Origin of the sequence: Cupriavidus basilensis, assembly GCF_008801925.2 — a bacterium.
GTDB classification, from domain to species: domain Bacteria; phylum Pseudomonadota; class Gammaproteobacteria; order Burkholderiales; family Burkholderiaceae; genus Cupriavidus; species Cupriavidus basilensis.
The window spans coordinates 599,949-625,963 of record NZ_CP062804.1 but is presented as its reverse complement, the minus strand read 5'-3'; the positions used below and the strand labels follow the sequence as shown (position 1 = coordinate 625,963).

Genomic DNA, 26,015 nt, shown 5'->3' with positions numbered 1-26,015 from the left:
AGATGGCGCGCGCTGCGCAGCGATACGCTGGCTTCGCCACGGCTCGCTCCGGGACCATGCCATGCGGCAGGCGCCGCGCGCCAAGGCAGCCGGCCGGCAAGACGCCAAGCCTTTCAAACCAGACAACGGGGGTAGTTTCATGCTCAAGATCAGGAAAGCCGTATTCCCGGTGGCCGGCCTCGGCACGCGATTTCTGCCGGCCACCAAGGCCAGCCCGAAAGAGATGTTGCCAGTGGTCGACAAGCCGCTGATCCAATACGCCGTGGAAGAAGCGATGGCCGCGGGCATTACCGAGCTGATCTTTGTGACGGGGCGCAGCAAGCGCGCCATCGAGGATCACTTCGACAAATCCTACGAGGTCGAGGCCGAGCTGATGGCGCGCGGCAAGCAGCAATTGCTGGACCTGGTGCGCAGCATCAAGCCGGCCCACGTCGATTGCTTCTATGTGCGCCAGGCAGAGCCCCTGGGACTGGGCCACGCGGTGCGCTGCGCCAGCAAGCTGATCGGGGACGAGCCCTTCGCCGTGATACTGGCCGACGACCTGCTCGACGCGCACACACCCGTGCTCAAGCAGATGATCGAGGTGTTCGACCACTATCACAGCTCCGTCATCGGCGTGGAGGAGATCCAGCCGCAGGATTCACGCTCCTATGGCGTGATCGACGGCAAGCCTTGGGACGAGCGCATCTTCAAGATGTCCGGCATCGTGGAGAAGCCCGCGCCGGAAGTGGCACCGTCCAACCTTGGGGTGGTGGGGCGTTACGTGCTGATGCCCAGCATCTTCGAATTCCTCAACGCGCTCAAGCCGGGCGCCGGCGGCGAGTTGCAGCTCACGGACGCCATCCAGGCGCTGCTGGCGCGCGAACAGGCGCTGGCCTACCGCTATGAGGGACGCCGCTTCGATTGCGGCAGCAAGCTGGGCTACCTGAAGGCCACCGTTGAGTTCGCGCTGCGCCATGCAGAAGTCAGCGCACCGTTCGCGCAGTATCTGCGCACCGAATGCGCCATCGTCGCGCAAGCCCTGGCCCACGGCAGCGAGCGGCCAACGCAAGCGGCAATCGCGACTCCCGGGCCGCAAACCGACGAGCAAACCGAAGCACAGGCCGAAGCGGAAACCGAGAGCGATGCGCGCTTGATTCCGCTGGCCGCCTGACCCTGGCGGACGCCATCCCGGCGCGCAGCACCGGGGCCGTCTTGCAGCCGGCCCCGGTCAGCGGAAATATGCCCTTGTGTTCTCGTGCACCTCGCCATGCGCCAGCAGCTCGGCCGGCGTCATCCAGCAATACTCGCTGTGCTGGTCAGGTTGCCCGAGCGGCGCGGCGTCGGGCATGGTCCACGCATAGGCGAGCACCACGTAGTGCGTGGAGATGCCGGGCGCTGCGGCGAAGTTGTCCGGATAGTGATGTTCGAACACACCGCGCGGCGCGGCATCGCCGCGCTCGACCCCGGTAAGGCCGAGCTCGTCCGCCACGATGCGCCGGAACGCGGCATCCAGGCTCTCGTCCTTGCGGATGCGCCCGCCCGGCACGAACCACGACCCTTGCGCCGGCCGGTTACGGCGCCGGCCAAGCAACACCCGGCCTTGCGCATCGGTGACGAGCAGGTCGATCGAGACCAGCGGGGTGTTGGCGACCACGGAGAGGAAATCCGGTTTGGCAAGCATGGCGCGAGCGACTCCAAAATCGAGAGACTACCATCTGCTTGAACCTGCTTGAATCTGCTTGAACCTGCTTGAACCTGCCGGAGCCTGCCTGAGCTCGCTACGATCCGCTTCATCCCGCAGCAGGTGTGCTGCCCCGAAAAAAGAACAGCGCCGGCATGCATGTCGCGCGGAGGTCCGGGAACAGTTCGTTCCGCCTTGGGCCTGGACCGAAACCCGTCGACACGACCCTGCCGGCGCAGAAAGACGCCTCGCCCACCGGGGGATAGGCGAGGCGCAAAGCACGGGCAAGTGGGTCAGACCTGTCCGCGACGTATGGAGCCTACCCGCGGCGAGGTGATTCGAAGGTGGGCTAGCGCACCAGGCGTTGGGTCCGGCGAACTAATGGCGGATGGCGACTGCCTGGCGCACCTGCGCGCCAGGTGCAGGCAATGCCTTAAAATTCTCCCGCCGATGCCGTTATTTCACTGGCGGCCAACTGTCGCTGGCCGCGCGCCCGACTGCGCCACCACGCGCGACGATGCCCAGGAATTCCTATGCAATACGATCCGATACAGCTTGCCCAGCTCGGCTGCATCCTTATGGCAGTGCTGTGCACGGCACTTGCAATCCGGCGCAACCGCAAACGGACCCGTGTCGACCATCGCATCTCCGAACTGGAGCGCCAGCTCCGCGAACGCGCACCAGCGCGCCACGACGCTGCGGGCGACGCGCGCATCTTCGGGTAACACGGTGTGCGCGGTGAAGCACGCTCGGCAGCATGCCGTGTACCACGATGCACACCGCAGCGCGAATGAGCGCGAGAACAGCGAGGGAAAATAGGGGCTTTTCCCCATACGATGCCCCGACGCTAGTACGTATCATCCGTCGCGTGACAAGTTGCAGCGCATAAGTTAGTAAATCCGAAAGCTGGGCCACAAGCGGCTTTGCCGCCTGGAACGACTTGCTTGCCGGTCTTCGCAGCGTGACTCCAGCATTGCCTACACAGGCCATAGAGCCAATGGGGCAGGAGCAACGTGGTGTGGATGTCGCGGGGTGTAAAAGGCCATTCTTCGGAATGGCTTTTTTTATGGGCCGGCGCGTCCATGTGCCGCCCCCTGCAAGGCGCCGTAGCCGTCCTTATATACTCGGCCACATCATCAAGCGCCCGCACGGGCCGGGAGAGAGCGCGTGGATCGACTGCAGGCCATGAAGACCTTCGTCACCGTGGTGGAGGCAGGCGGCTTCACCGCCGCCGCGCGCAAGCTGGATATCTCGCTATCGGTGGTCAGCCGTATCGTCAACGAGCTGGAAACGCACCTGGGCGTGCGCCTGCTGACCCGTACCACGCGGCTGGTCCGCATGACCGACACCGGCGCGGCTTACTTCGAGAACTGCCGCCGCCTGCTGAGCGAGATCGACGAAGCCGAACTGGCGGCAACGGGCGCGCATGCGGCGCCGCGCGGCCAGCTTGCCATCACGGCTTCGGTGCTGTTCGGCGCCGCCTACGTGATGCCGATCGTCACCGAATACCTGACCCGCTACCCGGAAGTCGACGCGACCTGCCTGTTCCTGGACCGGATCGTGAACCTGGTCGATGAAGGTATCGACGTGGGCATCCGCATCGGGTCGCTGCCGGATTCGTCGCTGCAAGCCGTGCGCGTGGGCCAGGTGCGGCGCGTTGTGTGCGCGGCGCCGTCCTACCTGGCCAAACACGGCACGCCGCAAACCCCGGACGACCTCGCCAGCCATGCGACCATCCTGCCCAGTGGCGCCAGCAATACGGCGGAATGGCGCTTCAACCGCGACGGCACGCCCGTCGTCACCCGGCTGCAGCCGCGCCTGACCACCACCACCAGTGACTCCGCGATTGCCGCCGCCGTGGCCGGCTTTGGCGTCGTGCGGTTGTTGTCGTACCAGGTGGCCAGGCAACTGCGCGACGGCACGCTGCGCATCGTGCTGGCCGATCTGGAGCCGCCGCCCCTGCCCATCAACGTGATCCACCGGGAAGGCCGCTATGCCACGCGCAAGGTCCGCGCCTTCCTGGACCTCGCCATCGAAACGCTGCGCGCGGACAGTACGCTGAACGCACCGGCAAGCTGACGGGGGCGCCAGGCGCCCGGACTCTTCTCGCAACGAGAATAGTGCCTTCTCGCCGGGGCCGTTTTTCGTGCTTCGGGACGCACCTATGATCCATTCACGCACACGGACCGGACACGGCACAGGCAGGCCATCTCCCAAACCCCCGTCAAGAACCCTCCGCACCCTGTGCCAGCCGCCACCAGGCGGCGCCATTCCCCCAACACGCCGAGGATCACCGCCATGCAAATCTACTGCCACCCCCTCTCCGGACATTCGCACCGCGTCCGCCTGTTCCTGTCGCTGATCGGCGCCCATGCCGAAGCGATCGAGGTCGACCTGGCCAACGGCGCGCACAAGGCCCCCGAATTCCTCAAGCTCAACCCGTTCGGCCAGGTGCCCGTGCTGGTGGACAACGACATCGTGATCACCGACTCCAACGCCATCCTGGTGTACCTGGCCAAAAGGTTCGGCAAGACGGACTGGCTACCCGAATCGCCCGCCGGTGCCGCCGCGGTTCAGAAATGGCTGTCGGTCGCCGCCGGCGAGATCGCCTACGGCCCGGCCGCCGCGCGCCTCGTCACCGTGTTCGGCGCCCCCTACAACGCCAAGGAAGTGATTGCCCGCGCGCACGTCATCCTCAAGCGTGTTGACGACGCGCTGGCCAAAGGCGCGTGGCTGGCCGCCGGCCACCCCACGCTGGCCGATGTGGCGCTGTATAGCTACATCGCCCGGGCGCCCGAGGGCTTTGTCGATCTGTCGGACTACGCCAACGTCAAGGCCTGGCTGCAGCGCATCGAAGCCCTGCCGGGCTTTGTGGCATTCAAGCAGACGCCGGCCGGCCTCGCCGCCGCCTGATCGGCACGCCGGCCCATTAGCCCGCCCATCGATCTCCGCACAGCAAGGAGCATCCGCCATGTCCACCCAAGCCCATCCGTCCGCGCAGCCCTGGCACGCCGGCGAGCGTAGCCTGCAGGCTCGAGCAGGCGTTGCCGCGCGCATGGAGGACGTCGGGCTGCGCGTGGTGCGCGACTACATGCCCGACCAGCACCGCGAGTTCTTCGCCCAGTTGCCCATGGTGGTGCTGGGCGCGGTCGCGCCGGATGGCCGGGTGTGGGCAACGCTGCGTGCCGGAAAGCCGGGCTTCCTGAACTCGCCGGACGCCACCACGCTGAACATCGCCATGGCCCGCGAGCCCGCCGACCCGGCTGACGCCGGCATGGAAGACGGCAGCGCCATCGGCCTGCTGGGCATCGATCTGCTGACCCGCCGGCGCAACCGCATGAATGGCACGGCGCGGCGCGGCGCAGGTGGCGGCGATGGCAGCGACGGCGTGCTGCGGATCGACGTGGGGCAGAGCTTCGGCAACTGCCCGCAGTACATCCAGAAGCGCGTGGTCGAATTCACGCGCGCGCCAGGCGCGCCCGCCCCGGCGGCGGCGCGGCACTTCACCGCGCTGGATGCGCGCGCGCGCGCGCTGATTGGCTCCGCAGACACGTTCTTCGTTGCGTCCTACGCGGACCTCGACGAGGGGGAGCGCCAGGTGGATGTGTCGCATCGCGGCGGCAAGCCCGGCTTTGTCCGGATCGATGCGGATGGCGGCCTGACCATTCCCGACTTTGCCGGCAACCTGTTTTTCAACACGCTTGGCAACTTCGTGGTCAACCCCATCGCCGGCCTCGTCTTTGCCGACTTCGGCACCGGCGAGCTGCTCCAGCTCTCCGGCAAGGCCGAGGTCATCCTGGACTCGCCCGAGATCGCCGCCTTCCAGGGCGCTGAACGCCTGTGGCGCTTCCTGCCCGAACAGATCGTGCGCCGCGACGAAGCACTGCCGCTGCGCTGGCAGCCGCAAGCCGATGGCGCGTCGCCAAACTCGCTGATGACCGGCAGCTGGGACGAAGCGGCCAGCCGCCAGCGCGCCGCGGCGCTGGCCAACGCGTGGCGGCCCTTGCGCGTCGCGCGCATCGTCGACGAAAGCAGCGTGATCCGGTCCTTCCACCTGGAACCCGCTGACGGCGCCGGCCGCGTGGCGCATCTGGCAGGCCAGTTCCTGCCGATTCGCGTCACGCTTGCGGGTCATGCGCAGCCGGTGATGCGCACCTACACGCTATCGGTGTCGCCGGCGGACGATGTGTACCGCATCAGCGTGAAGCGCGACGGCACTGTGTCGCGCCACCTGCACGACAACGTCAAGGTCGGCGACCTGATCGAAGCCCGCGCGCCGTCCGGCCACTTCACCATCGACACCGCCGAGCGCAGGCCGGCCGTGCTGCTGGCCGCAGGCATCGGCGTCACGCCGATGCTGGCCATGCTCCGCCAGATCGTCTATGAAGGCCTGCGCAAGCGCCGGGTCCGCCCGACGTGGTTCTTCCACTCGGCGCGCACGGCGGCCGAGCGCGCATTCAGCAAGGAGCTGGCGACGCTCACCGAGAGCGCCGGCGGCGCGGTGGAACTGGTGCGCCTGCTGAGCGACCCGAAGGACGCCACCCGGGGCAAGGACTACGACGTGTCCGGGCGCATCGACATCGACCTGCTGCGCGCGCGCCTGCCCCTCGACGACTACGACTTCTACCTGTGCGGGCCAACCGCGTTCATGCAATCGCTCTACGATGGCCTGCGCGCGCTCAACATCGCCGATTCACGCATCCATGCGGAAGCCTTTGGCGCATCGTCGCTGGTACGCAGCCGCGACGCCGGCCGCCCGGCCCCGCCCACGGCCAGGCCCGCGCTGCAGCCCGTGCCAGTCACTTTCGTGCAATCGGCCAAGGAAGCCCGCTGGACGCCCGGCGGCGGGTCGCTGCTGGAGCTGGCCGAGCAGCGCGGCCTGGCGCCGGCCTTCGGTTGCCGCGGCGGCAGTTGCGGCTCGTGCAGCACGCGTGTGCTGCAGGGCGCGGTGGCCTACGCCAAAGCACCGGAGTTCGACGTGGCGCAAGGCGAAGCGCTGATCTGCTGCGCGGTGCCGGCGGCGGTGGATGGCGACGGGAACCAGGCCGTCGTGCCGCTGCAGCTGGATCTTTGAGCCGGTTTGCCAGAAGAACGCGAACGCCGGTGGCGGGGCAAGCCGGCTAATCCACCTTGTTGAACAAACTGCTCCCATGGTCATGCAGCAGGGCAATCAGCCGGCCAGCCGCCGGCGATAGCGCCACATCCTTGCGATAGGTCACACCAAAATTGCGCACCAGCGTGGTCGCCGCCAGCGGCACCTCCTCCAGTTGCCCGCCGCTTGCGCGCAAGGTGCGCCGCGAGACAAAGGTCAGTAGTTCGGTGTCGGCGACCACGCGCGGGATCAGCGGGATGGAGTTGGTCTCGATCTGCGCCACGGGCCGGGGCAGGTCCCGCGATTCGAAGGCATGGTCCAGCCAGGTCCGGCTGGCCACCGCGCGGTGGGGCAGCGCCCACTGATAACCGGCGAGCTTGTCCAGCGTGACGCGCCGGGTCTTGAGGATCGGATGGCCCGCCACCGCAGCCACCACCACGGTGTCCTTGAGCAGCGTCTCGCAGTGAAACTCCTCCTCCTCCTCGGGCACGAAGCCCAGCACCAGGTCAAGCCGCCCCTCCCGCAACTCGTCGCGCAACTCGTAGTTGTTGCGGATGGTGAGCTGCAGCATCACGTTGGCGGCTTGCCCGAGCAGCATGCTGCAGATCCTCGGAAGCAGGTATTCCGCACCGAGCGGCCCGCTGCCAAGGCGCACGGTGCCAGCCACGCCGCGCGCGATGGCGCCCACCTCGTCGCGCAGCAAGTCGGCCTCCTGCAGCAGCGAGGTGGCGCGCGCACGCAGGGCGATGCCGGCCGTGCTGAGCTTTTGCCCTCGGCCCTCGCGCTCGAACAACTCCGCGCCGAGCGATGCCTCCAGTCTGTCGATGGCCTTGGTGAGCGTGGGCTGGCTACGGTGCACCAGCTCGGCCGCGCGGCGGAAGTTGCCCGCGCTGGCCACGGCAAGGAAGTACTTGAGATCGCGAAGGTCCATGGGAGCGTGCTGCCGGGGCAGTCTTGACTGATTACTTTTTTTGAACAGATGCCAAAAATTATAAGCTGGACGGAAACTATCGAGCGAGCAAGAATTCGGCATCGCACCGGGCCTTTGCCCAACGCCTTGATCAGCCTGAGCGCCATGCCAACTACCGTACTCGTCACCGCCCCTCGCCTGGCTCCGGCCGGTGTCCGCCTGCTGGAAGCAGCGGGCGCGCGGATTCTCTACCTTGCCGATGCGAACGGCGCCAACGATGCTGGCGAGGTGGCCCGCATCCTCGCTGCCGAGCCCGTCGATGCCGTCATCTCGCGCACGGCCGCACTGAGCGGCGCCGCCATCGCGGCATGCCCCACGCTGAAGGTCATCTCCAAGCACGGCGTGGGCGTCAGCAATATCGATGTGCAAGCCGCCACCGCGCGCGGTATTCCCGTCTATGTCACGCCCGGCGCCAACGCCCAGTCGGTCGCCGAGCTCACGCTTGGCCTGATGTTCGCGGCAGCGCGGCGCGTGACGTGGATGGACCGGGAGCTCCATGCCGGCCGGTGGTCGCGCGCGCAAGATGGCATCGAACTGCATGGCCGCACGCTGGGGCTGGTTGGTTTCGGGCAAGTCGCCCAGCGCGTGGCCACCGTGTGCCTGGCGCTCGGCATGCCCGTGTTGGCGTTCGACCCGGCGCTGGCCGGACGCGCCAGCCCTGTCGCAGGCGTGGCGCTCACCGATTCCCTCGACGCGCTGCTTGCAGCCAGCGACGTGCTGAGCCTGCATGTGCCCCTGAACCAGCACACCCGCAATATGCTGGCCGCGCCGCAGTTCGCGCGGATGCGGCGCGGCGCCATCCTGATCAACACCGCGCGCGGCGAGGTCGTGGACGAGGCCGCGCTGGTAGCCGCGCTGCAAAGCGGGCAACTCTACGCGGCCGGGTTGGACACCATGGCCGTCGAGCCCCTGCCCGCGAACAGCCCGCTGGCCGCGCTGGACAACGTGGTGCTCACACCCCATGTGGGTGGCTCCACGCCTGCGGCGCTGGCCGCGATGGCAAGCGATGCCGCGCGCAACGTGCTCGGCTTCCTGCAAGGCAGGCCGCCCGCCGCCACCGCCTGCGTCAATCCGCAGGTACTCGCCGCCCTCGGCGCGTAACACCGCGCCCCACACAACAGCAAGACACCAGGACCACTGACATGAGCAACGAAGCCACCAAGGCATGGCCCGCGGGCTACCGGATCAACCCTTGCGCCGCCGGCCCCGCGAAAGACATCGTCGCGGCCTTCCGGGAGATGCCGGTGGCCGCCATTGGGGATGCCATGAGCCGCAACATCGGCACCATCGGCCTGCGCCCGTATCACAGCCGGCCTGACACCGTGCTGTGCGGGCCGGCCGTGACCGTGCGCGTGCGCCCGGGCGACAACCTGATGATTCACAAGGCGCTGATGATGGTCCGCCCTGGCGATGTGCTGGTGATCGACGGCGGTGGCGACATCACGCAGGCGCTGGTTGGCGGCCTGATGCGCACCACGTGCGTGGCCAGGCAACTCGGCGGGCTGGTGATCGATGGTGCCGTGCGCGACGTGCTGGAGTGGGCCGAAGACGGCATGCCCATCTTCGCGCGCGGCCACACCCACCGCGGCCCGAGCAAGGACGGCCCCGGCGAGGTCAACGTGCCGGTGTCATGCGCCGGCATGGCCGTGATGCCAGGCGACCTGATCGTGGGCGACGCCGACGGCGTGATCGCGGTGCCGGCAGCCGAAGCTGCCGACATCCTGCAGCGCACCCGTGCCCACCTGCTGAAGGAAGCAAAGATCCGCGCCGACAACGCCGCCGGCACCTCGGACCCCGAGCGCTTCGATGCCACGCTGCGTGCCAAGGGACTGCCGGTCTGAATCCGCCAGGGCAAGCCCGCATGGGCACCTAGAAAAAACCTGGAAAAAAACAGGAGACAAGACATGCAACGACGCCATTTCCTCCAGGCCAGCGCCGGCATGACGCTGGTCGCCAGCGGCATTGCCCGCGCACAAGGCCCGTGGCCACAAAAGCCGATCCGCTTCGTCGTGCCCTTCCCGCCGGGTGGGGGCACCGACACCACCTCGCGCCTGATCGCCGAGAAGCTGACCCTGAGCGACCAGTGGACGCTGGTAATCGACAACAAGCCCGGCGCGGGCGGCAACATTGGCCTGGACGCTGTAGCCAAGTCCACGCCGGACGGCTACACCATCGGCATGGGCCAGGCCGCCAACCTGGCGATCAACCCCGCGCTGTACCCGAAGATGCCGTTCGATCCGTTGAAGGATTTCACGCCCGTTGCCGGCGTGGCGGAACAGCCCGTGGTGCTAGTGGTGCGCCAGGATTCCCCGCTGCGCACGCTGGCCGACTTCATCAAGGCAGCCAAGGCGCGCAACGGCGACATGGGCATCGCGCAGGCCGGCAACGGCACCGTGGGCCACCTGGCCGGCGAGATGCTGGCGCGGCGCGCGCGCGTGCGGGTGCTGTAGGTGCCGTACAAAGGCGCCGGCCCGGCCATGACCGACCTGCTCGGCGGGCAGGTGGACACCTACTTTGGCAACGCTGTCTCCGTCATGCCGCAGCTATCCGCCGGCAAGATCCGCGCGCTGGCGGTGACCTCGGCCAAGCGCCTTTCCGCGCTGCCATCCGTGCCAACCGTGGCCGAGCAAGGATTCGCAGGTTTCGAAGCCGCCACCTGGCTGGGCCTGGTCGGCCCCGCCGGCCTGCCGGCCGACATCACCGCACGCCTCAGCGCGGCGACCATCAAGGTGCTGGCGCGCCCGGACGTGCAGCAAAAGCTGGCGCAGGAAGGCAGCGTGCCCACACCCCAGACCTCGCCGCAATTTGCCGCCCACATCCGCGCCGAACACGCCAAATGGGGCGCACTGATCCGCGAGGCGCAGATCAAGCTGAGCTGACAACCCCAACCTGCTGGTGTGCGAACTACCGAGTTCTCGCGAGCGCCCGCCCTCTCCCCCGGCCCCTCCCACAAGTGGGAGAGGGGAGCCAACCAGCGGCAAGATCAACCACTGTGGTAGCCGTGATTCCCGCCCGAAGGGGCGGGAATCACCCACGGCGATGCGAAGCGAGCCGTGGAGGTGTTCAGAGGCCGTATGGGGCGCCTTCTTTGCCTACTTTCTTGGCAAGACAAGAAAGTAGGTCGCCGACCCGCAGGGGCGGTGAAACTGCAGTTGTCTTTGACTTCAAGCAGTTGCATCCACAACCAACAACCCCAATCCCCCATCAACCAGAACCAAACCAAACCAAAATGGAACAAGTTGACTGCGCCGTCATCGGCGCCGGCGTAACCGGCCTCGCCATCGCCCGCACCCTCTCCGCCAACGGCCGCGAAGTCATCATCCTCGAAGCCGAAAACGCCTTCGGCACCCACACCAGCGCCCGCAACTCGGAAGTCATCCACGCAGGCATCTCGTACGCCCCGGGATCGCTGAAGGGCAGGCTCTGCGTCGCCGGCAAACAAGCGCTATATGCCTACTGCGCCGAGCGCGGCATCGGCCATGAACGCATCGGCAAGCTGATCGTGGCGGTGCAAGAGGCCGACATTCCCGAGTTGCACAAGTACGTGCAGCTCGGCGCTGCGCAAGGCGTCACCGACCTGCGCCTCATCGGCGCCGACGAGGCCCGCGACCTGGAGCCCGAGGTGGCATGCGCGGGCGCGCTGCTGTCGCCCTCCACCGGCATCGTCGACAGCCACGGCCTGATGCTGGCCTACCTGGGCGACGCGGAGCGCCACGGCGCGGCGCTGGCGCTGAACAGCCCCGTGCTGGCGGGACGGCCAACGCCGGACGGCATCGTACTGAAGGTGGGCGGGGCGGAGCCGATGGAGTTGCTGTGCGGCACCGTGATCAACGCCGCCGGCCTCGGCGCGCAACGCGTGGCCGCGGCCATCACCGGTATGCCTGCCGGCAAGATCCCGCCGCTCTACTACGCCATCGGCCACTACTTCACGCTCTCTCGCCCCTCGCCCTTCCGTCGCCTGGTTTATCCCACCGGCCGCGAAGGCGCGCTGCGCGCGCACGTTACGCTGGACCTGGGCGGGCAGTGCAAGTTCGGCCCCGACCTGGACTGGCGCGACGGCGTGGACTACAGCTTCGACGCATCGCGCGAAGCTGTGTTCTACCAGGCCGTGCGCCGCTACTACCCCGCCCTGCGCGACGGCGACCTGCAGCCCGGCTACACCGGCATCCGCCCACGCCTGGCCGGCCCGGGCTCGTCGATGCACAACAGTGCAACCGACTTCATCGTGCAAGACGCGAGCGAGCACGGGATTCCCGGCCTGATCAACCTGTTTGGCATCGAGTCGCCCGGGCTGACGGCATCGCTGGCGATGGGTGAATACGTGCTTGAGCGGGTGGCGGCGCTGGCGCACTGACTGCGGCCCTCATGCCGCAGGCCGCGCCCCTTCAAACGCATCCTGCAGCAACTGCCGGATCGCCGCCCTCTCAAGCGGGCGCGGATTCGGGTACTGGTTCAGCAAGGCAAGCTCGCAAGCACGATCCAGGTCGCGGTCCCGCATGCCGATATCGCGCAGCGCAACCGGTGCGCCATTGTCGCGGGCCAGATCGAACAGCGCTTGTGGCGCGCTCGCCGCGCCAAGCGCCGATGCTACCGTGGCGATCGCCTCCGGCGCGGCGCTCGCGTTATAGGCCAGCGCATGCGGCAGCACGATGGTGTGCACCTCGGCGTGCGGCAGGTTGAAGCTGCCGCCCAGCGTATGGCACAGCTTGTGATGCAGCGACATGCCCACGTTGGCCAGCACGCTGCCGCACAGCCACGCGCCATACAGCGCATCGCTGCGTGCGGCCAGCATGTCCGGTGCGCTGCCGCTGGCGTGCGCCTGGCGGATGGCGGGAAGCGCACGGCCCAGCGCGGCGATGCCTTCGCGCGCCATGAGGCTGGCGACGGGATTGGCATCGCTCGCGTAGAGCCCTTCGGCGGCGTGCGCAATGGCGTTGATGCCGCTGGTCACGCTCAGCATCAGCGGCAGACCAAGTGTGAGCTCGGGGTCGTACACCACGGTGCGCGGCAGCACGCGCGCGTCGCGGCCGGTGCGCTTGATGCCGCCTTCGGTCAGGCCGAAGATCGGCGTCATCTCGGATCCAGAGTAGGTGGTTGGCACCGCCACGATCGGCAGGCCCGACTCCAGCGCGATGGCCTTGCCCAGCCCGATGGTGGAGCCGCCGCCGATCGCCACCGCGCCATCCGCGCCCAGGCGCGCGGCCTGCTCGCGGGCGGCGCGCGCGGATTCGATCGGCACGTGCATCACGGCACCGTCGAAGACGCCCGCGGCACGCTCGCCCAGCAGGTCCGCCACATGCTCGGCCTGGCCGCGCTGGCCGGGCGTGGACAGCACCAGGACGCGGCGCGCGCCCAGCGCGTCGATCTCGGCGCCGAGCCGGTCCAGGGCGCCGGCGCCAAACACCACGCGCTGCGGATGACTTTGGTAGACAAAGGATTTCATGATGCGATGCTCAGTCGGCCACGATATTGCGGCTCTTGATCACGCGGGACCAGCGCTGCGACTCGCTCTTGACCAGCGCATTCATCTCCTGCCGGCCGCCCGCCACCACCTCGAAGCCGCCGTCGGCCAGGCGCTGCGCCACCTTGGGGTCACGCAGGGTGGCGCTCATGTCCGCTGCCAGCCGGTTCAGGATGGCCTCCGGCGTCTTGGCCGGTGCGATCATGCCTACCCACGAATAGACTTCGAAGCCCTTGTAGGTCTCGGCAATCGCCGGCACTGCGGGCAGGTGCGCATCGCGCTTGGGCGAGGTCACCGCCAGCGCGCGCAGCTTGCCGCCCTGGATATGCGGCAGCACCAGCGGCAGGCTGGCGATCATCGAATCGACGTGGCCGCCAAGCAGATCCGAAATGGCCGGGCCGCCGCCCTTGTAAGGGGTGTGGATGCCGCTGGTGCCCGCGGTCTCGTGGAACAACTCGGCCGCCAGCTGGTTGGAGCTGCCGGCACCCACCGATGCATAGGAAACGGTGGCCGGCTTCTTCGCGGCGGCCACGTAATCCTGCAGCGTCTGGAACCGCGAGCTGACCGGCACCACCAGCACCATGGGCGAGCGCACCATGTATGACACGCCGGTCAGGTCACGCTCTGGCGCGTATGGCAGCTTGGGGTACATCGACGATTCCGTGGCGAACGAGTCGAAGATCATCCCCACCGTGTAGCCGTCCGGCGTGCTGCGGGCGATGGCGCCAGTGCCGATGGTGCCGCCCGCGCCAGCGCGGTTCTCGATGACCACTGTCTGGCCAAGGCGGCCACGGAAATCCTCCTGGACCAAGCGGCCTACCTTGTCGACCGTGCCGCCGGCCGCAAACGGGATGATCAGCGTGACCGGCTTGGCCGGGTAGGTTTGCGCGCTGGCGCCGCCAACAAGGCCGAGCGCCAGCGCAGCGGTGGCCGCCAGGTGCCGCAGCAGCGCTTGGCCGCGTGCGGCGTGGGGTTGATCGGAATGGCTTGTCTCCAGTCTTGTTGTCATTTTGTCTTCCTGTTGCGGTGACGGCGCCTCACCATCGTGCACGCCGAGGCAAGTGCACGATGGCGTGCTTTTGCCAAAATTGCGAAGATAGCCCGAGAGAAAGGCGTGGATTCGATGCTAACCTGTCACATCGGCCGGGGCAATCCGGTCCGGCCGCGAAACGCCTTTGCACAGGACGCACAAATGGAATCGGCAAAATTTGCGGAGAATCTTTCGATCTTTGTCGAGGTGGCGCAGGCGCGCAGCTTTTCCGCCGTGGCCCGCCGCAAGGGCATGGTGGCCTCGTCGGTGGCCCGCCAGATCGACTCCCTGGAGAACGAGCTGCAGGTGGCGCTGTTTACCCGTTCCACCCGCGCGCTGGTCCGCACCGACGCCGGCAACCTGCTGTTCGAGCGCGCGGTCAAGATCCTGCACGACATGACCGACGCGCGCAGCGAGGTCACCTCGCTGGAGCAGGGCGTGGGCGGCCTGCTTCGCGTAAGCTGCCTGCCCGCCTTTGGCCGGCGCCACGTGGTGCCGCACCTGGCCGCCCTCTATGACAAGTACCCGCGCCTGGCCATCGAGCTGGACCTGACCGAGCGCATCGTCGACCCCGTGGTGGAGCGCATCGACCTGGTGATCCGCGTGGGCCAGCAGGCGGACAGCAGCCTGATCGCCCAGCGCGTGGCCAGCCAACGCTACGTGATCTGCGCCTCTCCGGCTTACCTGGCGCGCCATGGCAAGCCGCGGCATGCCAGCGAACTGGGCAGCCACCGGCTGATCGACCGCCGCCACAGCACCAGCATGCGCGGCTGGCGGGAGCTGCTGGACAGCGACGTCGCGCAACAGGCCATGTTCGCCTTCGAGTGCGACGACTGCGATGCGCGACGGCTATCGGTGCTGCAAGGGCTGGGCATTGCCCTGATGCCGGACTGGTCGATCGGCGGCGATATCGGCGATGGCCGCCTGATCGAGCTGGAGATGGATGGGCTGGCCACGCAACCGGAGACCGGCATCTACCTGCTGCGCGCGCTGCCGCGCGCCAGCGCCAAGGTGCGGGCGTTCTGCGAGCACCTGAGCGCCAGCATCGGCAGCCCGCCGCGCTGGCAGGTGGCCATGGCGCCGGTGGGCGAATAGCGCCGGGCTGGATGACACAGCATCGCGCAGGCGCCCCCGGCCGCGTTGTCCGCGCTATTCGCCTGGCAGCAGCCCCAGCGCAATTGCCGTGCGCACCGCCTGCAAGCGGTTTCCCACATCCAGCTTGCGCATCACGTTGCGCATGTGGTGGGAAATGCCATGCTCGGAGATGCCGAGGATCTGCCCGGCCTCCCAGGAAGTCTTGCCCAGCGCCACCCAACGCAGCACCTCCAGCTCCCGCGCCGTCAGCGACACCGCCGGCTCGGCACGCCCGCGCGCGATCGCGCAGAAACGATCGAGCACGGCCTGCGTGATGGCCGGGCCGAACAGGCGCGCGCGGCAGACGGCGGCCTCGTCGTCGCCCGCGTTGCCATCGAGCGACAGCAGCGCCAGCGTGCCCATCTCGTGGCTTGGCATGCTGGCGGAAAAGGCAATGGCCGCGGTCAGCCGGCGGTCCAGCTCGGCCCGTGCCAGCGTCGCGTCATCAGGGGTCCGCACCAGGGGTTCCGCGCTGCTGCACACCACCGGCCCCAGGGAATCGCGCGCCTTGACCACCAGCGCCGCCAGGGCTTCGCCGTGGGCTTGCAGCGGCAGGCTCGCGCCGCCCGGCAGGCTGGTCAGCGAACCGGCATGGGCCGCGCCGGAACCCGGCAGCCCCTTGTAGCGCAAATAGAAATGATTGAACCCGAGCAGCCTGGCGGCGGTGCAGACGGCGCCCGCCAGCCCCTCGATATCCTGGGCACGGTCGATGTCGCCAAGCAGCACGGCCAGGGCGGGAGGCGCATCCGCGGGAATCGCGGCGCCAAGCGAAATATCGGGAGAACGCATATGTGAAAACCGCCGCTCCTGCCGCGGGATGGCATCTGTCAGACGCCAATCATAAGCGCGTTTCCCGCACGGGCAGCGTAAAACGGAATGTGGCGCCCGGACCCGGCTGCTCGTCGACCCAGATGCGCCCGCCGTGCGACTCCACCACCGAGCGGCAGATCGACAAGCCCATGCCCAGACCCTCCGGCCGGGTGGTAAAGAAGGCGTCGAACAGGTTCGGGATGTTCGCCGGCGCGATGCCCGGGCCCGTGTCCTGCACCGTGCAGAGCACCCGCGGCGGCGCGGCGCAGAGCCGTTCGCACCGCACCAGGATCGAACGCAGCCCGGCTGGCACCGCCGCGCAGGCCTGCATGGCATTGAGCAGGAGGTTGATCAGCACCTGCTGCAGCTGGATGCGATCGCCCAGCACCGCCGGCAAGCCCGGCACCACATGGGCGGACACCGCCACGCCCTGGTTGCCCATTTCGGGCATCAGCAGCGCCAGGGATTCAGCGAGGGCGGCGCCCAGGTCCACGGGTGCGCGCTGCGGTACGCCCTTGGCCGCCAGCGCGCGCGTGCGGCCGATGACGGCGCTGGCGCGCCGGCCTTCACTGATCATGCGCTGCACCGCGCTGCGCGCCTCCTCCAGGTTGGGTTGCGCCCGGTCCAGCCAGCGCAGGCAGGCTTCCCCATTCGTGATGATGCCCGCCAGCGGCTGGCTGACTTCGTGCGCGATGGATGCCGTCAGTTCGCCCAGCACGGCGACGCGCGACACATGCGCCAGTTCCGCCTGCGCCACGCGCAGCACTTCCTCGGCGCGGCGGCGCTCCGTGATATCGACCACGGTGCCGACAAAGCCCAGGCTGTGCTCGCTGCCCCGGCGCGGCTGTCCCACGCAGATGAGGTGCTTTTCTTCGCCGTTGTGGCACAGAATGCGGAACTCCTGCTGGAACGGCGTGCCCTCCTTGCAGGCGCGAGCCATGCCGGCGAGCACGCGGGCACGCTCGCCGGCATGGATCATCGCTACCAAGGTGTGCATGCCGGGTGCGCCAGGCGCGGGGTCGAGCCCGAAGAGCCGGTACATCTCCGCCGACCAGCGCATCTCGCGCCGCGCCGGCCACCATTGCCAGCTGCCGGTCTTGCTGATGCGCTGGCCCTCGGCCAGGGAGGCCTCGCTTTCATGCAGGCCGCGCCGCCTCGCACGGGCGTTGCCCAAGCTGCCTTTGCGCAGCGAATGACGCGGATGATAGGGTCTGCGCATCGTGATCACGCCTGCGCCGCCGCGTTGGTCAGGCCAAGCACGTGCGCCATCACCACCAGGTCGGCAAAGGTCCGCGCGCCCATCTTCTTCATGGCCTGCGCGCGGTGGATCTTGACCGTGACCGTGCTCAGGCCCACATCGTCGGCAATCTGCTTGTTCATCAGGCCCGCCGCCGCCAGTGCCATGACTTCGCGCTCGCGCGATGTCAGCGTCTCGAACGCAGCCTTCAGTTCGCGCCCGCGCCGCTCGCAAGCGCGCCGCTGCACGTCCCTGCCAATGGCTTCCGTCACCGCATCGAGCAGGTCCTGGTCGCGGAACGGCTTGGTCAGGAAGTGCGTTGCGCCGGCCCGCATCGCCATGACCGACATGGCAACGTCCGCGTGGCCAGAGATAAACACCACCGGCACCGGGCAGCCCACCTCGGCCAGCATGGCCTGCAGCTCCAGCCCGCTGGCCCCCCTGAGGCGTACATCCAGCACCAGGCAGCACGGCACATCGGGAATCGGAAAGCACAGGAACTCGGCCGCCGAGGCAAAGGTCCTGACCTGGATGTCCATCGAGCGGAACAGGCTGGCAATGCCATCGCGCAAGGCCGCGTCATCGTCAACGACCAGCACCACGCCGTCGTCGACGAGCCAGGCGCCGCCGGGACTGGGATAGCTGCCGGATATCGTCATGCCGCGTCCTATGCCCGGCACCTGGGAAAAAGGCATGCGACGATCATTTGAATCCTCTATTCTCAAACTCCGGGAAAAAACGGCAACGCGAGATGCGCCAACCTGCCTGGCGGGCAGCGCGATTCTTCCCTATCCGCATGAGGCCGGCCATTGTCCAGGGGTGTACACGGCCGTCCCTGGGTGTAGCCGGGGCGTGAGCCCATGCAAAGGACACCTCGCCAGCCTCACAATTCCGGTTGATGCCGGGTGCCTCGCGTCGATTCTGCAAACGTTTGCATTATGGATTAAAACACCGAAAGATCAAGGCCGAAAACATCGGCGCGCCGGATCCGCACAACTCAAAAATGACCTGCAGCCCTTGCTGCGCATGGCTTTGAAGCCGATGACCCGTGCCCACTACAAGGATGTGTAGTTGACCACCGTTGCGATTCCCGGAAGATGCGGGTTGCTCGCCTGCGCGAGCCGCCTAGTGCGCCGGCGGCGCCGTCGAGCCGCGTACGATCAGCTCCGGGCGGAGCACCACGCTGGCAGCCTCGGCCTTCGCGTTCTCGATGCGCGCCAGCAGCAGCGTCGCCGCCTGCACGCCCATCTCGTGAACGGCAATCCGGATGGTGGTGAGCGCGGGCGTGAGCGCATCGACAAAGGGCATATCGTTGTGGCCGATCACCGAGACGCGCGCGGGGCATGCAATCCCGGCCTCGCGCAGGTAGTCATAGCATCCCAGCGCCACCAGGTCGTTGCCCGCGGCGATCGCGGTCAGCGCGGGAAACTGCGCCAGCAGCGCGCGGCACGCTTCGCGCCCCGCTTCGCGGCCGTAGCTTGCCGCTTCCACGATCGCCCATTCGTTCTTGCGCAGCTTGTGCCGGCGCACCGCATCGATAAAACCCTGCTTGCGCTGGTGGCCGGTGGACAGCGAGTCCGGCCCGGCGATATGGCCAATGCGGCGATGCCCGAGCGCCACCAGATGATCGACGGCGAGCCGCATCCCGAGCAGGTTGTCGCTCACCACGCAGGGCACCCGGCCGAGATCTTCGCCGCGATTGACCATCACCACGGGGATGTGCTGCTTGACGCAGTAGTCCAGCACGGCATCCTCGCGCTCGGCGGTCGCCAGGATCAGGCCGTCGACCTGGCGGCCCATCATCTGGTCGATGACAAAACGCTGGCGCGTCTTGTCGGCGCCTACATTGACCACGATGGGCACATAGCCATGCGAGGCCAGCACGCCCTCGAGCCCGGCCAGGATCGGCGGGAACACGGGGTTGGAGATATCCGGCAGCACCACGCCGATGAGCCCGGAGCGCTTGGTGCGCAGCCCGGCGGCGATGCGGTTGGGCCGGAAACCGAGCTCGTCGGCCATGCGCAGGATGCGCTCGGCCACCTCATCGGCGACCAGGTGCCGCGTGGCGGCGTTCATCACCCGGGAAACGGTGGAGTAATGGACATCCGCCTTCGCCGCCAGGTCCTTCAGGGTAATGCGCTTGCGCTGGTCCATGCGGGCAGGAGGGCTGGTGTGTGGTGAGTGAGAACATGCCATTTTAAGCGAAGACGCACGCGCCGGGCCCGCTTGCCTGCCAACCTTCCCGCGCGCCTCCTACTGCCCGGCCTGCACGCCGGACTGCCGCACCACCGGCGCCAGCTTGGCGATCTCCGCCTTGATATAGCGCTCGAACTCCTGCGGCGTGGACGTGCGCGCTTCGGCGCCTTGCACCGACAGCCGCTCGCGCACCTCGGGCGTGGCCAGCGCCTTGGCGATCTCGCCATTGAGCGCGGCCACGATCTCCTTGGGTGTGCCCGCGGGCGCCAGCACACCGAACCATGACTCGAAGGCGTAACCCGGCAAGCCCGACTCCGCCACCGTCGGGATGTCCGGCAAGGCGGTAGCCCGCTTCGGTGTGGTCACCGCCAGCGCCTTGAGCTTGCCCTGGCGCACGAACGGCATGGCGGAGACAGTGGGCGCAAACATCAGGTCGACACGGCCCGCCATGACATCGGTGAGCGCCTCGCCCGTGCCCTTGTAAGGAATGTGCGCGATATCCACGCCGGCTTCCATCTTGAACAACTCCCCGCTCAGGTGCGTCGAGCTGCCGGACCCGGCGGAATCGAAGTTCATCGTGCCAGGCTTGGCCTTGGCCGCTGCCACCACGTCCTTGACCGAACCCAGCTTGCTGGCGCTGTTTACCACCAGCACGTTGGGCACCGTCGCCACCAGCGTCACCGGCGCGAAGTCCTTGACGGTGTCGTACGACAGCTTGGGATAAAGCGTGGCATTGATGGCATGCCCGACCGATACCAGGATCAGGGTGTAGCCATCCGGCGCGGCCTTGGCGACCAGCCCCGCGCCGAGCGTGCCGCCCGCACCGGGCCGGTTCTCCACGATCATCTGGTAGCGGCCGGATTCGCCCAGCTTGTTGCCAACGATGCGGGCGAGGATGTCGGTCGCGCTGCCGGATGAGAATGGCACCACCAGGCGGATCGGCTTGGCGGGATACTGGGGCGGCTGGGCGAGCGCGCCCCCGGCGCTCACCGCGAGGGTGGCGCACAGCAGGATGTTTCGAATCACGGTTGTCTCCTCCACCGCCTCGGGTCCGGCCGGATCGTGGTCCGGCCGGGGCTGGGCGGCGCGATGGTCAGGTTCGAGGGTTAGAAGTTGTGGCGCATGCCTAGCGCAAAGGTTTGCGGATCGGCGCCTGCCGAAACGCCGAGGCTGTTGATGGCGAAGTCGTAGATAGCGTTTTTCCTGTTGTTGATGCGGCTGTAGTAGGTAAAGAGCGCGGTGCGCTTTGACAGCGGGTAGTCATAGCCGACCGTGAACTGGGTGGCGCCGGTCTGCGCGCCGCTGCGAAAAAACCCCACCGTCTCGGTGGCATTGCCGGCGCCGTTGCTGGCTAGCGCGAAACCCAGCCTGATGCTGCCGGGCCCGAGCTTTTGCACCACCGAGGTGTAGTACCCGTTGCGCGTCAGGTCACCCGTGGCGGTGCGGTAGTGCAGCCGCTCATACAGGGCGGAGACCTTGGTGCTGGCGAACTGGTAGGACACGCCCACCTTGATGGCATCGTCGTTGCGGCCCGCCGTCTGGTAGTGCTGGTGTATCTCGTAGGCCAGCGCCACGTTGAGCGGCCCGCGGTCATAGGTGGTGGCGAACGAGTAGAGCGCCGGGTTGCGCGGCGTGGTGAGCTTTTCCTCGGGCACGCCCCAGCCCACCCCCGCGCGCAAGCCTCTCCATTCCGGGCTGCGGTATTGCACGATGTTCTGCTCGCGGCGATCGAAGGAGTGCGTGTCCTGGATGTTGTTGGTGCTCGATGCCGAGCCGTTGCTGATCAGCGCCATATACCCGGCGGTGGTCGGGTAATAGGGGTCGTATTCCATGGTGGCTTCGGTGTAGGGCGTGGTCCAGTGCCCCATGAAAAACGTACCGTAGTCACCGCTCAAACCAATGCGAGAGTTTCGTCCCGCAATCTGCCCGGCCCCGTTATCGATCGACAGGTTGCTCTCGATCTGCCAGATTGCCTTGAGAGAGCCGCCAAGGCCCTCTTCGCCCCGCAAGCCGAAGACCGACCGGTTATTGGTCAGCCGTCCGGTGCCGCCCAGCACGGCGCCGTCGGTGGCGGTGCTGGCGCGCGAATACTCGATGCTGGTGTTGAGCCGCCCATAGACCGTTACCGTGGATTGCGCATGAGCGGGCCCGCACACCGCCACCACGGCGAGCGCCCCGGCGCCAGCCATCAGGCCCGGCCACCGGTGCCGAGGCGCGGGGCTCGCCGCGCTGTCCTTTGTTGTCTCCTGCCACCCATGCAACCGGTGCCTCCTATGCCTCCAGGCATTTCCCATATCTCTCTTCCCCTATTGCGGATTCGCGGCGTGGCGCGTCCGTCTGGTCAATTTGAAGCATTTGCAAACGTTTGCAAGCAAAGTAAAAGTTCAAGGCGGATACGGCATGGCCAGCAGCAGCATGGCGGGACGGTTGCCGGGATTCTCCACCTTGCGGGCTTCACCCGGCGCCAGGCAGACCGAGTCGTACTGCGACAGACGCGCGACCTGCTCCCCGTTGCTGATGGTGACTTCCCCCTCCAGCACCACATAGTGCTTTTCCATGGGCGAGGCATCCAGCCCGGTATGGCCGCCCGGCAGGATCACCGAGACACCGAGCCAGAGCGACGCCGACGGCCCGGCCTCAAACCCCTGCAGGCGCAGGCAGCCCATGCCCTCGTGGCCGGGCGGGAAATAGGCCGGCGCGGCGGCGAACCGGGTCGTGTTCATGGCATCAGCACCACACGTTCCGGGGCGCCTTGCAGCACCGCGCGGTAAGCCTCGGCGGCGCGCGCCAGCGCGAAGGTGTAGTCCGCGTGCACCGGGAAGGGCCTGAGCTGCCCGGCCGCGAACATGGGGCCGAGCTGATCGAAGACCGCCGCGCAAGCGATGCTGTCCATGGCTAGTGTGTCGATGCCCACATACGTATGCTGCCCGCGGTAGAAGGCGAAGATGTCGAACGGCACGGCGCGGTCGATGGTCGAGATGAAGATCTGCGCGGCACCGATCGCCATGGCCTTGTTGGCTTGCTCGAAGTATGGGCTGCCGACCGTGTTGTAGACGATATCCGCGCCGTGCCCGTCGGTCTCGTTGCGCACCACTTCGGCGATGTTGTCGCGGCTGGCGTCCAGCATGCGCACGGTGCTGCTGGCGTGGCCGCGAAACGGCCCGGCCTCGCGTTCCACGGCGAAGACGCGCGCGCCCAGCGCGGTGGCAATCTGGATGGTAGCCTGGCCAACCTTGCCGTTGCCGCCGCACACCAGCACCACGCTGCCGGCCTTCGGCAGGCCAGCGCGGCGCAGGCCCTCATAGGCGGTGACAAACGGCACGCCAACCGCGCCGGCTTCTTGCAAAGTCACATTGGCGGGCTTCTCGCGCACCGCGGCAACGTCGAGCGTCAGATAGCGGCTGTGCGTGCCATCGCGGCGAATGCCAAGCTCGCCGCCGCTGCCCCAGACTTCCTTGCCCAGCAGGTGCGCGGGGCCGTCCACCACCACGCCGGCGTAGTCGCGGCCGGGGACACGCGGCCATACGGCGTGCGGCATCAAACCCAGCGTGGCCTTGACATCGCTCGGGTTGACGCCCGCGCTGGCGACTTCGATGACGCATTGGCCGGAGCCGGGCACGGGCTTGGGAATGCCGACGAACTCGAGTTGCAGCGCGTCGATGTTCGCTGCCTTCTGGGAGACGCGGATAGTGTTCATGATGATGTGATGTATGTGTATGTGTATGTGTATGTGCTTGTGTATGTGCTGGCCTGTTCGTTCATGCCGCCCGCAGGCCGAGCGTGGCCCGGGCCTCGTGTGGCGACGCCAGCGCGCCGCCCAGCGATTTGATGATGTCGCGCGCCTTGGCGACCAGCGCTGCGTTATCCGGCGCGAGCACGCCCTTTTCCAAGTAGATGTTGTCCTCCAGGCCAACCCGGACATGCCCGCCCGCCAGCCACGCCTGCGCCACGATCGGGAACTCCGCCCGGCCAACGCCGAAGGCGGACCAGTGCGCGCCCGGCGGCAGCATATTGCGCGCGTAGAACAAGGTCTCCGGCGTGGCCGCGAAACCGTATTTCACGCCGAGCACGAAGGTCCACAGGCCGGGGCCGTCCAGCACGCCTTCCTGGATGAAGTCGCGCGCCATGTGGAGGTCGCCGGAGTCGAAGATTTCAAGCTCCGGCATGACGCCCGCCTCGCGGATGATGGCCGCCATCTTGCGCACGTTCCGGGGCGTGTTGATGACCACGTCCGCACCGGAATTCATGGTGTTGAGGTCCAGTGAACACACATCGGGGCGCAGCGCGGCGATATGCGCGACGCGCACTTCCGGGCGGACCAGCGTGGTGCCCGGGCCGGCGTTGCGGGGTTCGTCCTCGCCCGGCACGAAGCGCCCGCCCGGGCCGGTGGTCAGGTTGATGATGAGTGCCTTGTTGCGCTTGCGGATCAGCTCGATCACCTCGGCGTAGTACTCGAGCGCCATCGATGGGCGCCCGGTCTCGGGGTCGCGCACATGGATGTGGGCTGCGGCCGCGCCCGCCTCGGCCGCCTCCAGCGCCGCCGTGGCGATCTGCGCCGGCGTCACCGGCAGGCCGGGATGTTGCGCCGGGGTAACGATATTGCCGGTGACGGCGCAGGTAATGATGGTCTTTCTGCTATGCATGGTGAACGTGTTGGTGTCTTGCTGCCTGGAACAATGTGTGGGAGGCGGGATCAGCCAAGCTGGCGCCCGCCGTCGACCACGATGGTGGTGCCGGTGGAAAAGCGCAGCGACGTGGCACAGGCCACGATGGCATCGGCGACGTCATCCGGCTTGCCGATGCGCTTGAGCGGCGTGGTCCTGGCCGCGCGCTCGTTGAAGGCGCTGTCGCGCCCGGGCACGAAATCGGTGTCAACCACGCCGGGCGATACGTTGAGCACGCGGATCTCCGGCGCCAGCGCCCGGCCCAGCGATACGGCCATCATGTCGAGCCCTGCCTTCACCGCGCAGTACGCCACGTTGCTGCCCATGCCGGTGCGCCCCGCGATGGACCCCACGTTGACCACCAGCCCCTCGCCCGTTGCCTTCAGGTGCGGCGCCATGGCGCGGATCGCGGCGAACTGGCCGCGCCAGTTCACGGCGAACATCTCATCGATCAGCGCATCGTCCAGCGCGTCGAGGTCGGCATGCGCTATCGCCTTGGTGAAGCCCGCGCTGTTGACCAGCATGTCGATGCGGCCGTACTTGCGCTGCACGTCATCGGCCAGGCGCACGAGCGAGGCGGTGTCGCTGATCTGTGCCACGGCCGCATGGTGGTTGCCCGGCGGCAATTCAGCCACCGCCCGCGCGGCAGTCTGCGCGTCGCGGCTGACCAGCACCACGCTGGCCCCCAGGGCGGCGAGCTTGCGCGCCGTCGCCATGCCGATGCCGCCGGTGCCGCCGAGGATCACGGCAACCTTGCCGGCAAGTTGCGGGGTCGAGCCTTGTTGTTGAATGGTCATCGTCAGTTCGTCCGTGTTCGGTAATCAGTCGATCGGCGGCGTCGGGAAGGTCTGCTCGCCCGGCTCCAGCACAAAATTGAAATCCAGCGTGTAGAACGGCGCCGGGAAGCCGCCCCAAGGGCTGGTGCCTTCGTCCACACGCCGGAAATGGCCCACCAGTTCGCGGTGCACGCCAAAGGTCACGTCCGACTCCAGATGCTCGGAATCGTCGGCGAACACCTGCGTGACAAGCGTGCGATAACCCGGTGCCGCGGCGATGAAATGAATGTGCGCCGGGCGGTACGGATGGCGGTTCTGTTCGGCCAGCAGCTGGCCGACGGGGCCGCCCGTCGGCACGGGATAGCCCGCCGGGCGCACCGTGCGGAAATGGAAGCGGCCTTGCGCATCGGCCCGAAAGGCGCCGCGCAGGTTCTTGTCCGGTTGCGAGGGGTCCTGGTTGTCGTAGAGGCCAACCGGCGAAGCCTGCCACGCTTCCACCAGCGCGCCGGCCAGGGGCTCGCCGGCGGTGTTGCGCACTTGCCCCCTCACAAACAATGGCAGCCCCGGCGTCTCGCCTTGCACCACGCAATCCCCGCACGCGTAAGACGGCGCGCCGCCGCGATAGAACGGGCCCAGCAGGGCGCCCGGCGTGCGGCCATCGGTGATGCCGTTGTTCATCAGCGTCACCAGCGTTGACAAGCCGAGTACATCGGCCGCCAGCACGACCTCGTTGTTGGTTGCGTTGGTCGCATGGCCCAGCGCCGCGACAAAGCGCAGCCCGAACTCGAACTCCTCGTCACTGGGCCGCACCTGCCGCAGGAATGCGTGCAGATGATCGACCAGCGCGTCGACGATCTCCCGCAGGCGCGGGTTGGTGGTATCGCGCATCGCCTCCTTGACCAGTTGGCTCAGCGTGTGTTCGTCGTCCACCACGGCCAGGCCACGGCCGAGCCTCGGGGCAAGTGTCGTCTCCATATTCATC

The 26,015-nt window shown here is 67.7% G+C and carries 25 protein-coding genes and 1 pseudogene; 11 read left to right on the top strand and 15 right to left on the bottom strand.

Annotation, left to right across the window (positions count from 1 at the left end):
• Positions 1 to 139 precede the first annotated feature (139 nt).
• Complete coding sequence (gene galU, locus F7R26_RS23800) at positions 140 to 1,153, top strand: UTP--glucose-1-phosphate uridylyltransferase GalU (protein WP_241754769.1); 1,014 nt, start codon at positions 140 to 142, stop codon at positions 1,151 to 1,153.
• A gap of 57 nt (positions 1,154 to 1,210) precedes the next feature.
• Here the strand turns inward: galU and F7R26_RS23795 are convergent, their stop codons facing one another.
• A complete protein-coding gene (locus F7R26_RS23795) occupies positions 1,211 to 1,663 on the bottom strand; it encodes a GDP-mannose mannosyl hydrolase (protein ID WP_150984974.1) in 453 nt (150 codons plus the stop codon).
• Positions 1,664 to 2,196: 533 nt separating this feature from the next.
• Between F7R26_RS23795 and F7R26_RS23790 the strand changes: the two genes are divergently transcribed.
• The 4 genes from F7R26_RS23790 (at position 2,197) to F7R26_RS23775 (ending at position 6,737) form a co-directional block, all read left to right on the top strand.
• Positions 2,197 to 2,388, top strand: coding sequence for a hypothetical protein (locus F7R26_RS23790; RefSeq protein WP_150984973.1), 192 nt, complete (start codon positions 2,197 to 2,199; stop codon positions 2,386 to 2,388).
• Between the two features lie 442 nt (positions 2,389 to 2,830).
• Positions 2,831 to 3,742: a LysR family transcriptional regulator gene (locus F7R26_RS23785; protein ID WP_150984972.1), complete on the top strand. Its 912-nt coding sequence runs from the start codon at positions 2,831 to 2,833 to the stop codon at positions 3,740 to 3,742.
• A gap of 219 nt (positions 3,743 to 3,961) precedes the next feature.
• On the top strand, positions 3,962 to 4,576 hold the full coding sequence (locus F7R26_RS23780; RefSeq protein WP_150984971.1) for a glutathione S-transferase family protein: 615 nt from the start codon (positions 3,962 to 3,964) through the stop codon (positions 4,574 to 4,576).
• A gap of 58 nt (positions 4,577 to 4,634) precedes the next feature.
• Positions 4,635 to 6,737 carry a 2Fe-2S iron-sulfur cluster-binding protein gene (locus F7R26_RS23775; RefSeq protein ID WP_150984970.1) on the top strand — a complete coding sequence of 701 codons (2,103 nt, stop codon included), beginning with the start codon at positions 4,635 to 4,637 and terminating at the stop codon, positions 6,735 to 6,737.
• Between the two features lie 46 nt (positions 6,738 to 6,783).
• Here F7R26_RS23775 and F7R26_RS23770 read toward each other — a convergent pair whose 3' ends face one another.
• The gene (locus F7R26_RS23770; protein ID WP_170301805.1) at positions 6,784 to 7,686 is read right to left on the bottom strand and encodes a LysR family transcriptional regulator; all 903 of its coding nucleotides are present in this window, start codon (positions 7,684 to 7,686) and stop codon (positions 6,784 to 6,786) included.
• A gap of 144 nt (positions 7,687 to 7,830) precedes the next feature.
• Between F7R26_RS23770 and F7R26_RS23765 the strand changes: the two genes are divergently transcribed.
• The 4 genes and pseudogenes from F7R26_RS23765 to F7R26_RS23750 all read left to right on the top strand — a co-directional run bounded on the left by F7R26_RS23765 (position 7,831) and on the right by F7R26_RS23750 (position 12,079).
• The gene (locus tag F7R26_RS23765; RefSeq protein ID WP_150984968.1) at positions 7,831 to 8,826 is read left to right on the top strand and encodes a hydroxyacid dehydrogenase; all 996 of its coding nucleotides are present in this window, start codon (positions 7,831 to 7,833) and stop codon (positions 8,824 to 8,826) included.
• A gap of 41 nt (positions 8,827 to 8,867) precedes the next feature.
• On the top strand, positions 8,868 to 9,566 hold the full coding sequence (locus F7R26_RS23760) for an RraA family protein (protein ID WP_150984967.1): 699 nt from the start codon (positions 8,868 to 8,870) through the stop codon (positions 9,564 to 9,566).
• Positions 9,567 to 9,629: 63 nt separating this feature from the next.
• A pseudogene (locus tag F7R26_RS23755) lies at positions 9,630 to 10,604 on the top strand (Bug family tripartite tricarboxylate transporter substrate binding protein).
• Between the two features lie 350 nt (positions 10,605 to 10,954).
• Positions 10,955 to 12,079, top strand: coding sequence for an NAD(P)/FAD-dependent oxidoreductase (locus tag F7R26_RS23750; RefSeq protein WP_150984966.1), 1,125 nt, complete (start codon positions 10,955 to 10,957; stop codon positions 12,077 to 12,079).
• A gap of 9 nt (positions 12,080 to 12,088) precedes the next feature.
• Here the strand turns inward: F7R26_RS23750 and F7R26_RS23745 are convergent, their stop codons facing one another.
• Together F7R26_RS23745 and F7R26_RS23740 are read right to left on the bottom strand one after the other, a co-directional pair.
• On the bottom strand, positions 12,089 to 13,168 hold the full coding sequence (locus F7R26_RS23745) for a maleylacetate reductase (RefSeq protein ID WP_150984965.1): 1,080 nt from the start codon (positions 13,166 to 13,168) through the stop codon (positions 12,089 to 12,091).
• 10 nt (positions 13,169 to 13,178) lie between these two features.
• Entirely contained in the window at positions 13,179 to 14,195 is a 1,017-nt protein-coding gene (locus F7R26_RS23740; protein ID WP_193692231.1) for a tripartite tricarboxylate transporter substrate binding protein, read from the bottom strand.
• A 183-nt stretch (positions 14,196 to 14,378) separates the two neighbouring features.
• Here F7R26_RS23740 and F7R26_RS23735 point away from each other — a divergent pair, with 183 nt between their 5' ends.
• The gene (locus F7R26_RS23735) at positions 14,379 to 15,311 is read left to right on the top strand and encodes a LysR family transcriptional regulator (RefSeq protein WP_150984964.1); all 933 of its coding nucleotides are present in this window, start codon (positions 14,379 to 14,381) and stop codon (positions 15,309 to 15,311) included.
• A gap of 54 nt (positions 15,312 to 15,365) precedes the next feature.
• Here the strand turns inward: F7R26_RS23735 and F7R26_RS23730 are convergent, their stop codons facing one another.
• From F7R26_RS23730 to F7R26_RS23720, 3 genes are read right to left on the bottom strand one after another with little or no spacing between them, the layout of a single operon-like run.
• A complete protein-coding gene (locus tag F7R26_RS23730; RefSeq protein ID WP_150984963.1) occupies positions 15,366 to 16,139 on the bottom strand; it encodes a helix-turn-helix transcriptional regulator in 774 nt (257 codons plus the stop codon).
• Between the two features lie 49 nt (positions 16,140 to 16,188).
• A complete protein-coding gene (locus F7R26_RS23725; protein WP_150984962.1) occupies positions 16,189 to 17,379 on the bottom strand; it encodes a PAS domain-containing sensor histidine kinase in 1,191 nt (396 codons plus the stop codon).
• 5 nt (positions 17,380 to 17,384) lie between these two features.
• A complete protein-coding gene (locus tag F7R26_RS23720; protein ID WP_150984961.1) occupies positions 17,385 to 18,056 on the bottom strand; it encodes a response regulator transcription factor in 672 nt (223 codons plus the stop codon).
• Between F7R26_RS23720 and F7R26_RS23715 the strand changes: the two genes are divergently transcribed.
• A complete protein-coding gene (locus F7R26_RS23715) occupies positions 18,055 to 18,468 on the top strand; it encodes a hypothetical protein (RefSeq protein ID WP_150984960.1) in 414 nt (137 codons plus the stop codon). The genes F7R26_RS23720 and F7R26_RS23715 overlap by 2 nt on opposite strands.
• Before the next feature lie 54 nt (positions 18,469 to 18,522).
• Here F7R26_RS23715 and F7R26_RS23710 read toward each other — a convergent pair whose 3' ends face one another.
• From F7R26_RS23710 to F7R26_RS23675, 8 genes are all read right to left on the bottom strand, one after another.
• A complete protein-coding gene (locus tag F7R26_RS23710; RefSeq protein WP_193692230.1) occupies positions 18,523 to 19,551 on the bottom strand; it encodes a LacI family DNA-binding transcriptional regulator in 1,029 nt (342 codons plus the stop codon).
• Positions 19,552 to 19,650: 99 nt separating this feature from the next.
• Positions 19,651 to 20,619: a tripartite tricarboxylate transporter substrate binding protein gene (locus F7R26_RS23705; RefSeq protein ID WP_150984958.1), complete on the bottom strand. Its 969-nt coding sequence runs from the start codon at positions 20,617 to 20,619 to the stop codon at positions 19,651 to 19,653.
• An 80-nt stretch (positions 20,620 to 20,699) separates the two neighbouring features.
• Entirely contained in the window at positions 20,700 to 21,782 is a 1,083-nt protein-coding gene (locus F7R26_RS23700; protein ID WP_150984957.1) for a porin, read from the bottom strand.
• 195 nt (positions 21,783 to 21,977) lie between these two features.
• Positions 21,978 to 22,316, bottom strand: coding sequence for a cupin domain-containing protein (locus tag F7R26_RS23695; RefSeq protein WP_150984956.1), 339 nt, complete (start codon positions 22,314 to 22,316; stop codon positions 21,978 to 21,980).
• On the bottom strand, positions 22,313 to 23,290 hold the full coding sequence (locus tag F7R26_RS23690; RefSeq protein WP_150984955.1) for a quinone oxidoreductase family protein: 978 nt from the start codon (positions 23,288 to 23,290) through the stop codon (positions 22,313 to 22,315). Before F7R26_RS23690 ends, F7R26_RS23695 begins: the two co-directional genes overlap by 4 nt.
• Before the next feature lie 61 nt (positions 23,291 to 23,351).
• Positions 23,352 to 24,236, bottom strand: coding sequence for a beta-keto acid cleavage family enzyme (locus F7R26_RS23685; protein WP_150984954.1), 885 nt, complete (start codon positions 24,234 to 24,236; stop codon positions 23,352 to 23,354).
• 50 nt (positions 24,237 to 24,286) lie between these two features.
• Positions 24,287 to 25,054: an SDR family NAD(P)-dependent oxidoreductase gene (locus F7R26_RS23680; protein ID WP_150984953.1), complete on the bottom strand. Its 768-nt coding sequence runs from the start codon at positions 25,052 to 25,054 to the stop codon at positions 24,287 to 24,289.
• 24 nt (positions 25,055 to 25,078) lie between these two features.
• A complete protein-coding gene (locus F7R26_RS23675; RefSeq protein WP_150985084.1) occupies positions 25,079 to 26,008 on the bottom strand; it encodes a dioxygenase family protein in 930 nt (309 codons plus the stop codon).
• Between the last annotated feature and the right edge of the window lie 7 nt (positions 26,009 to 26,015).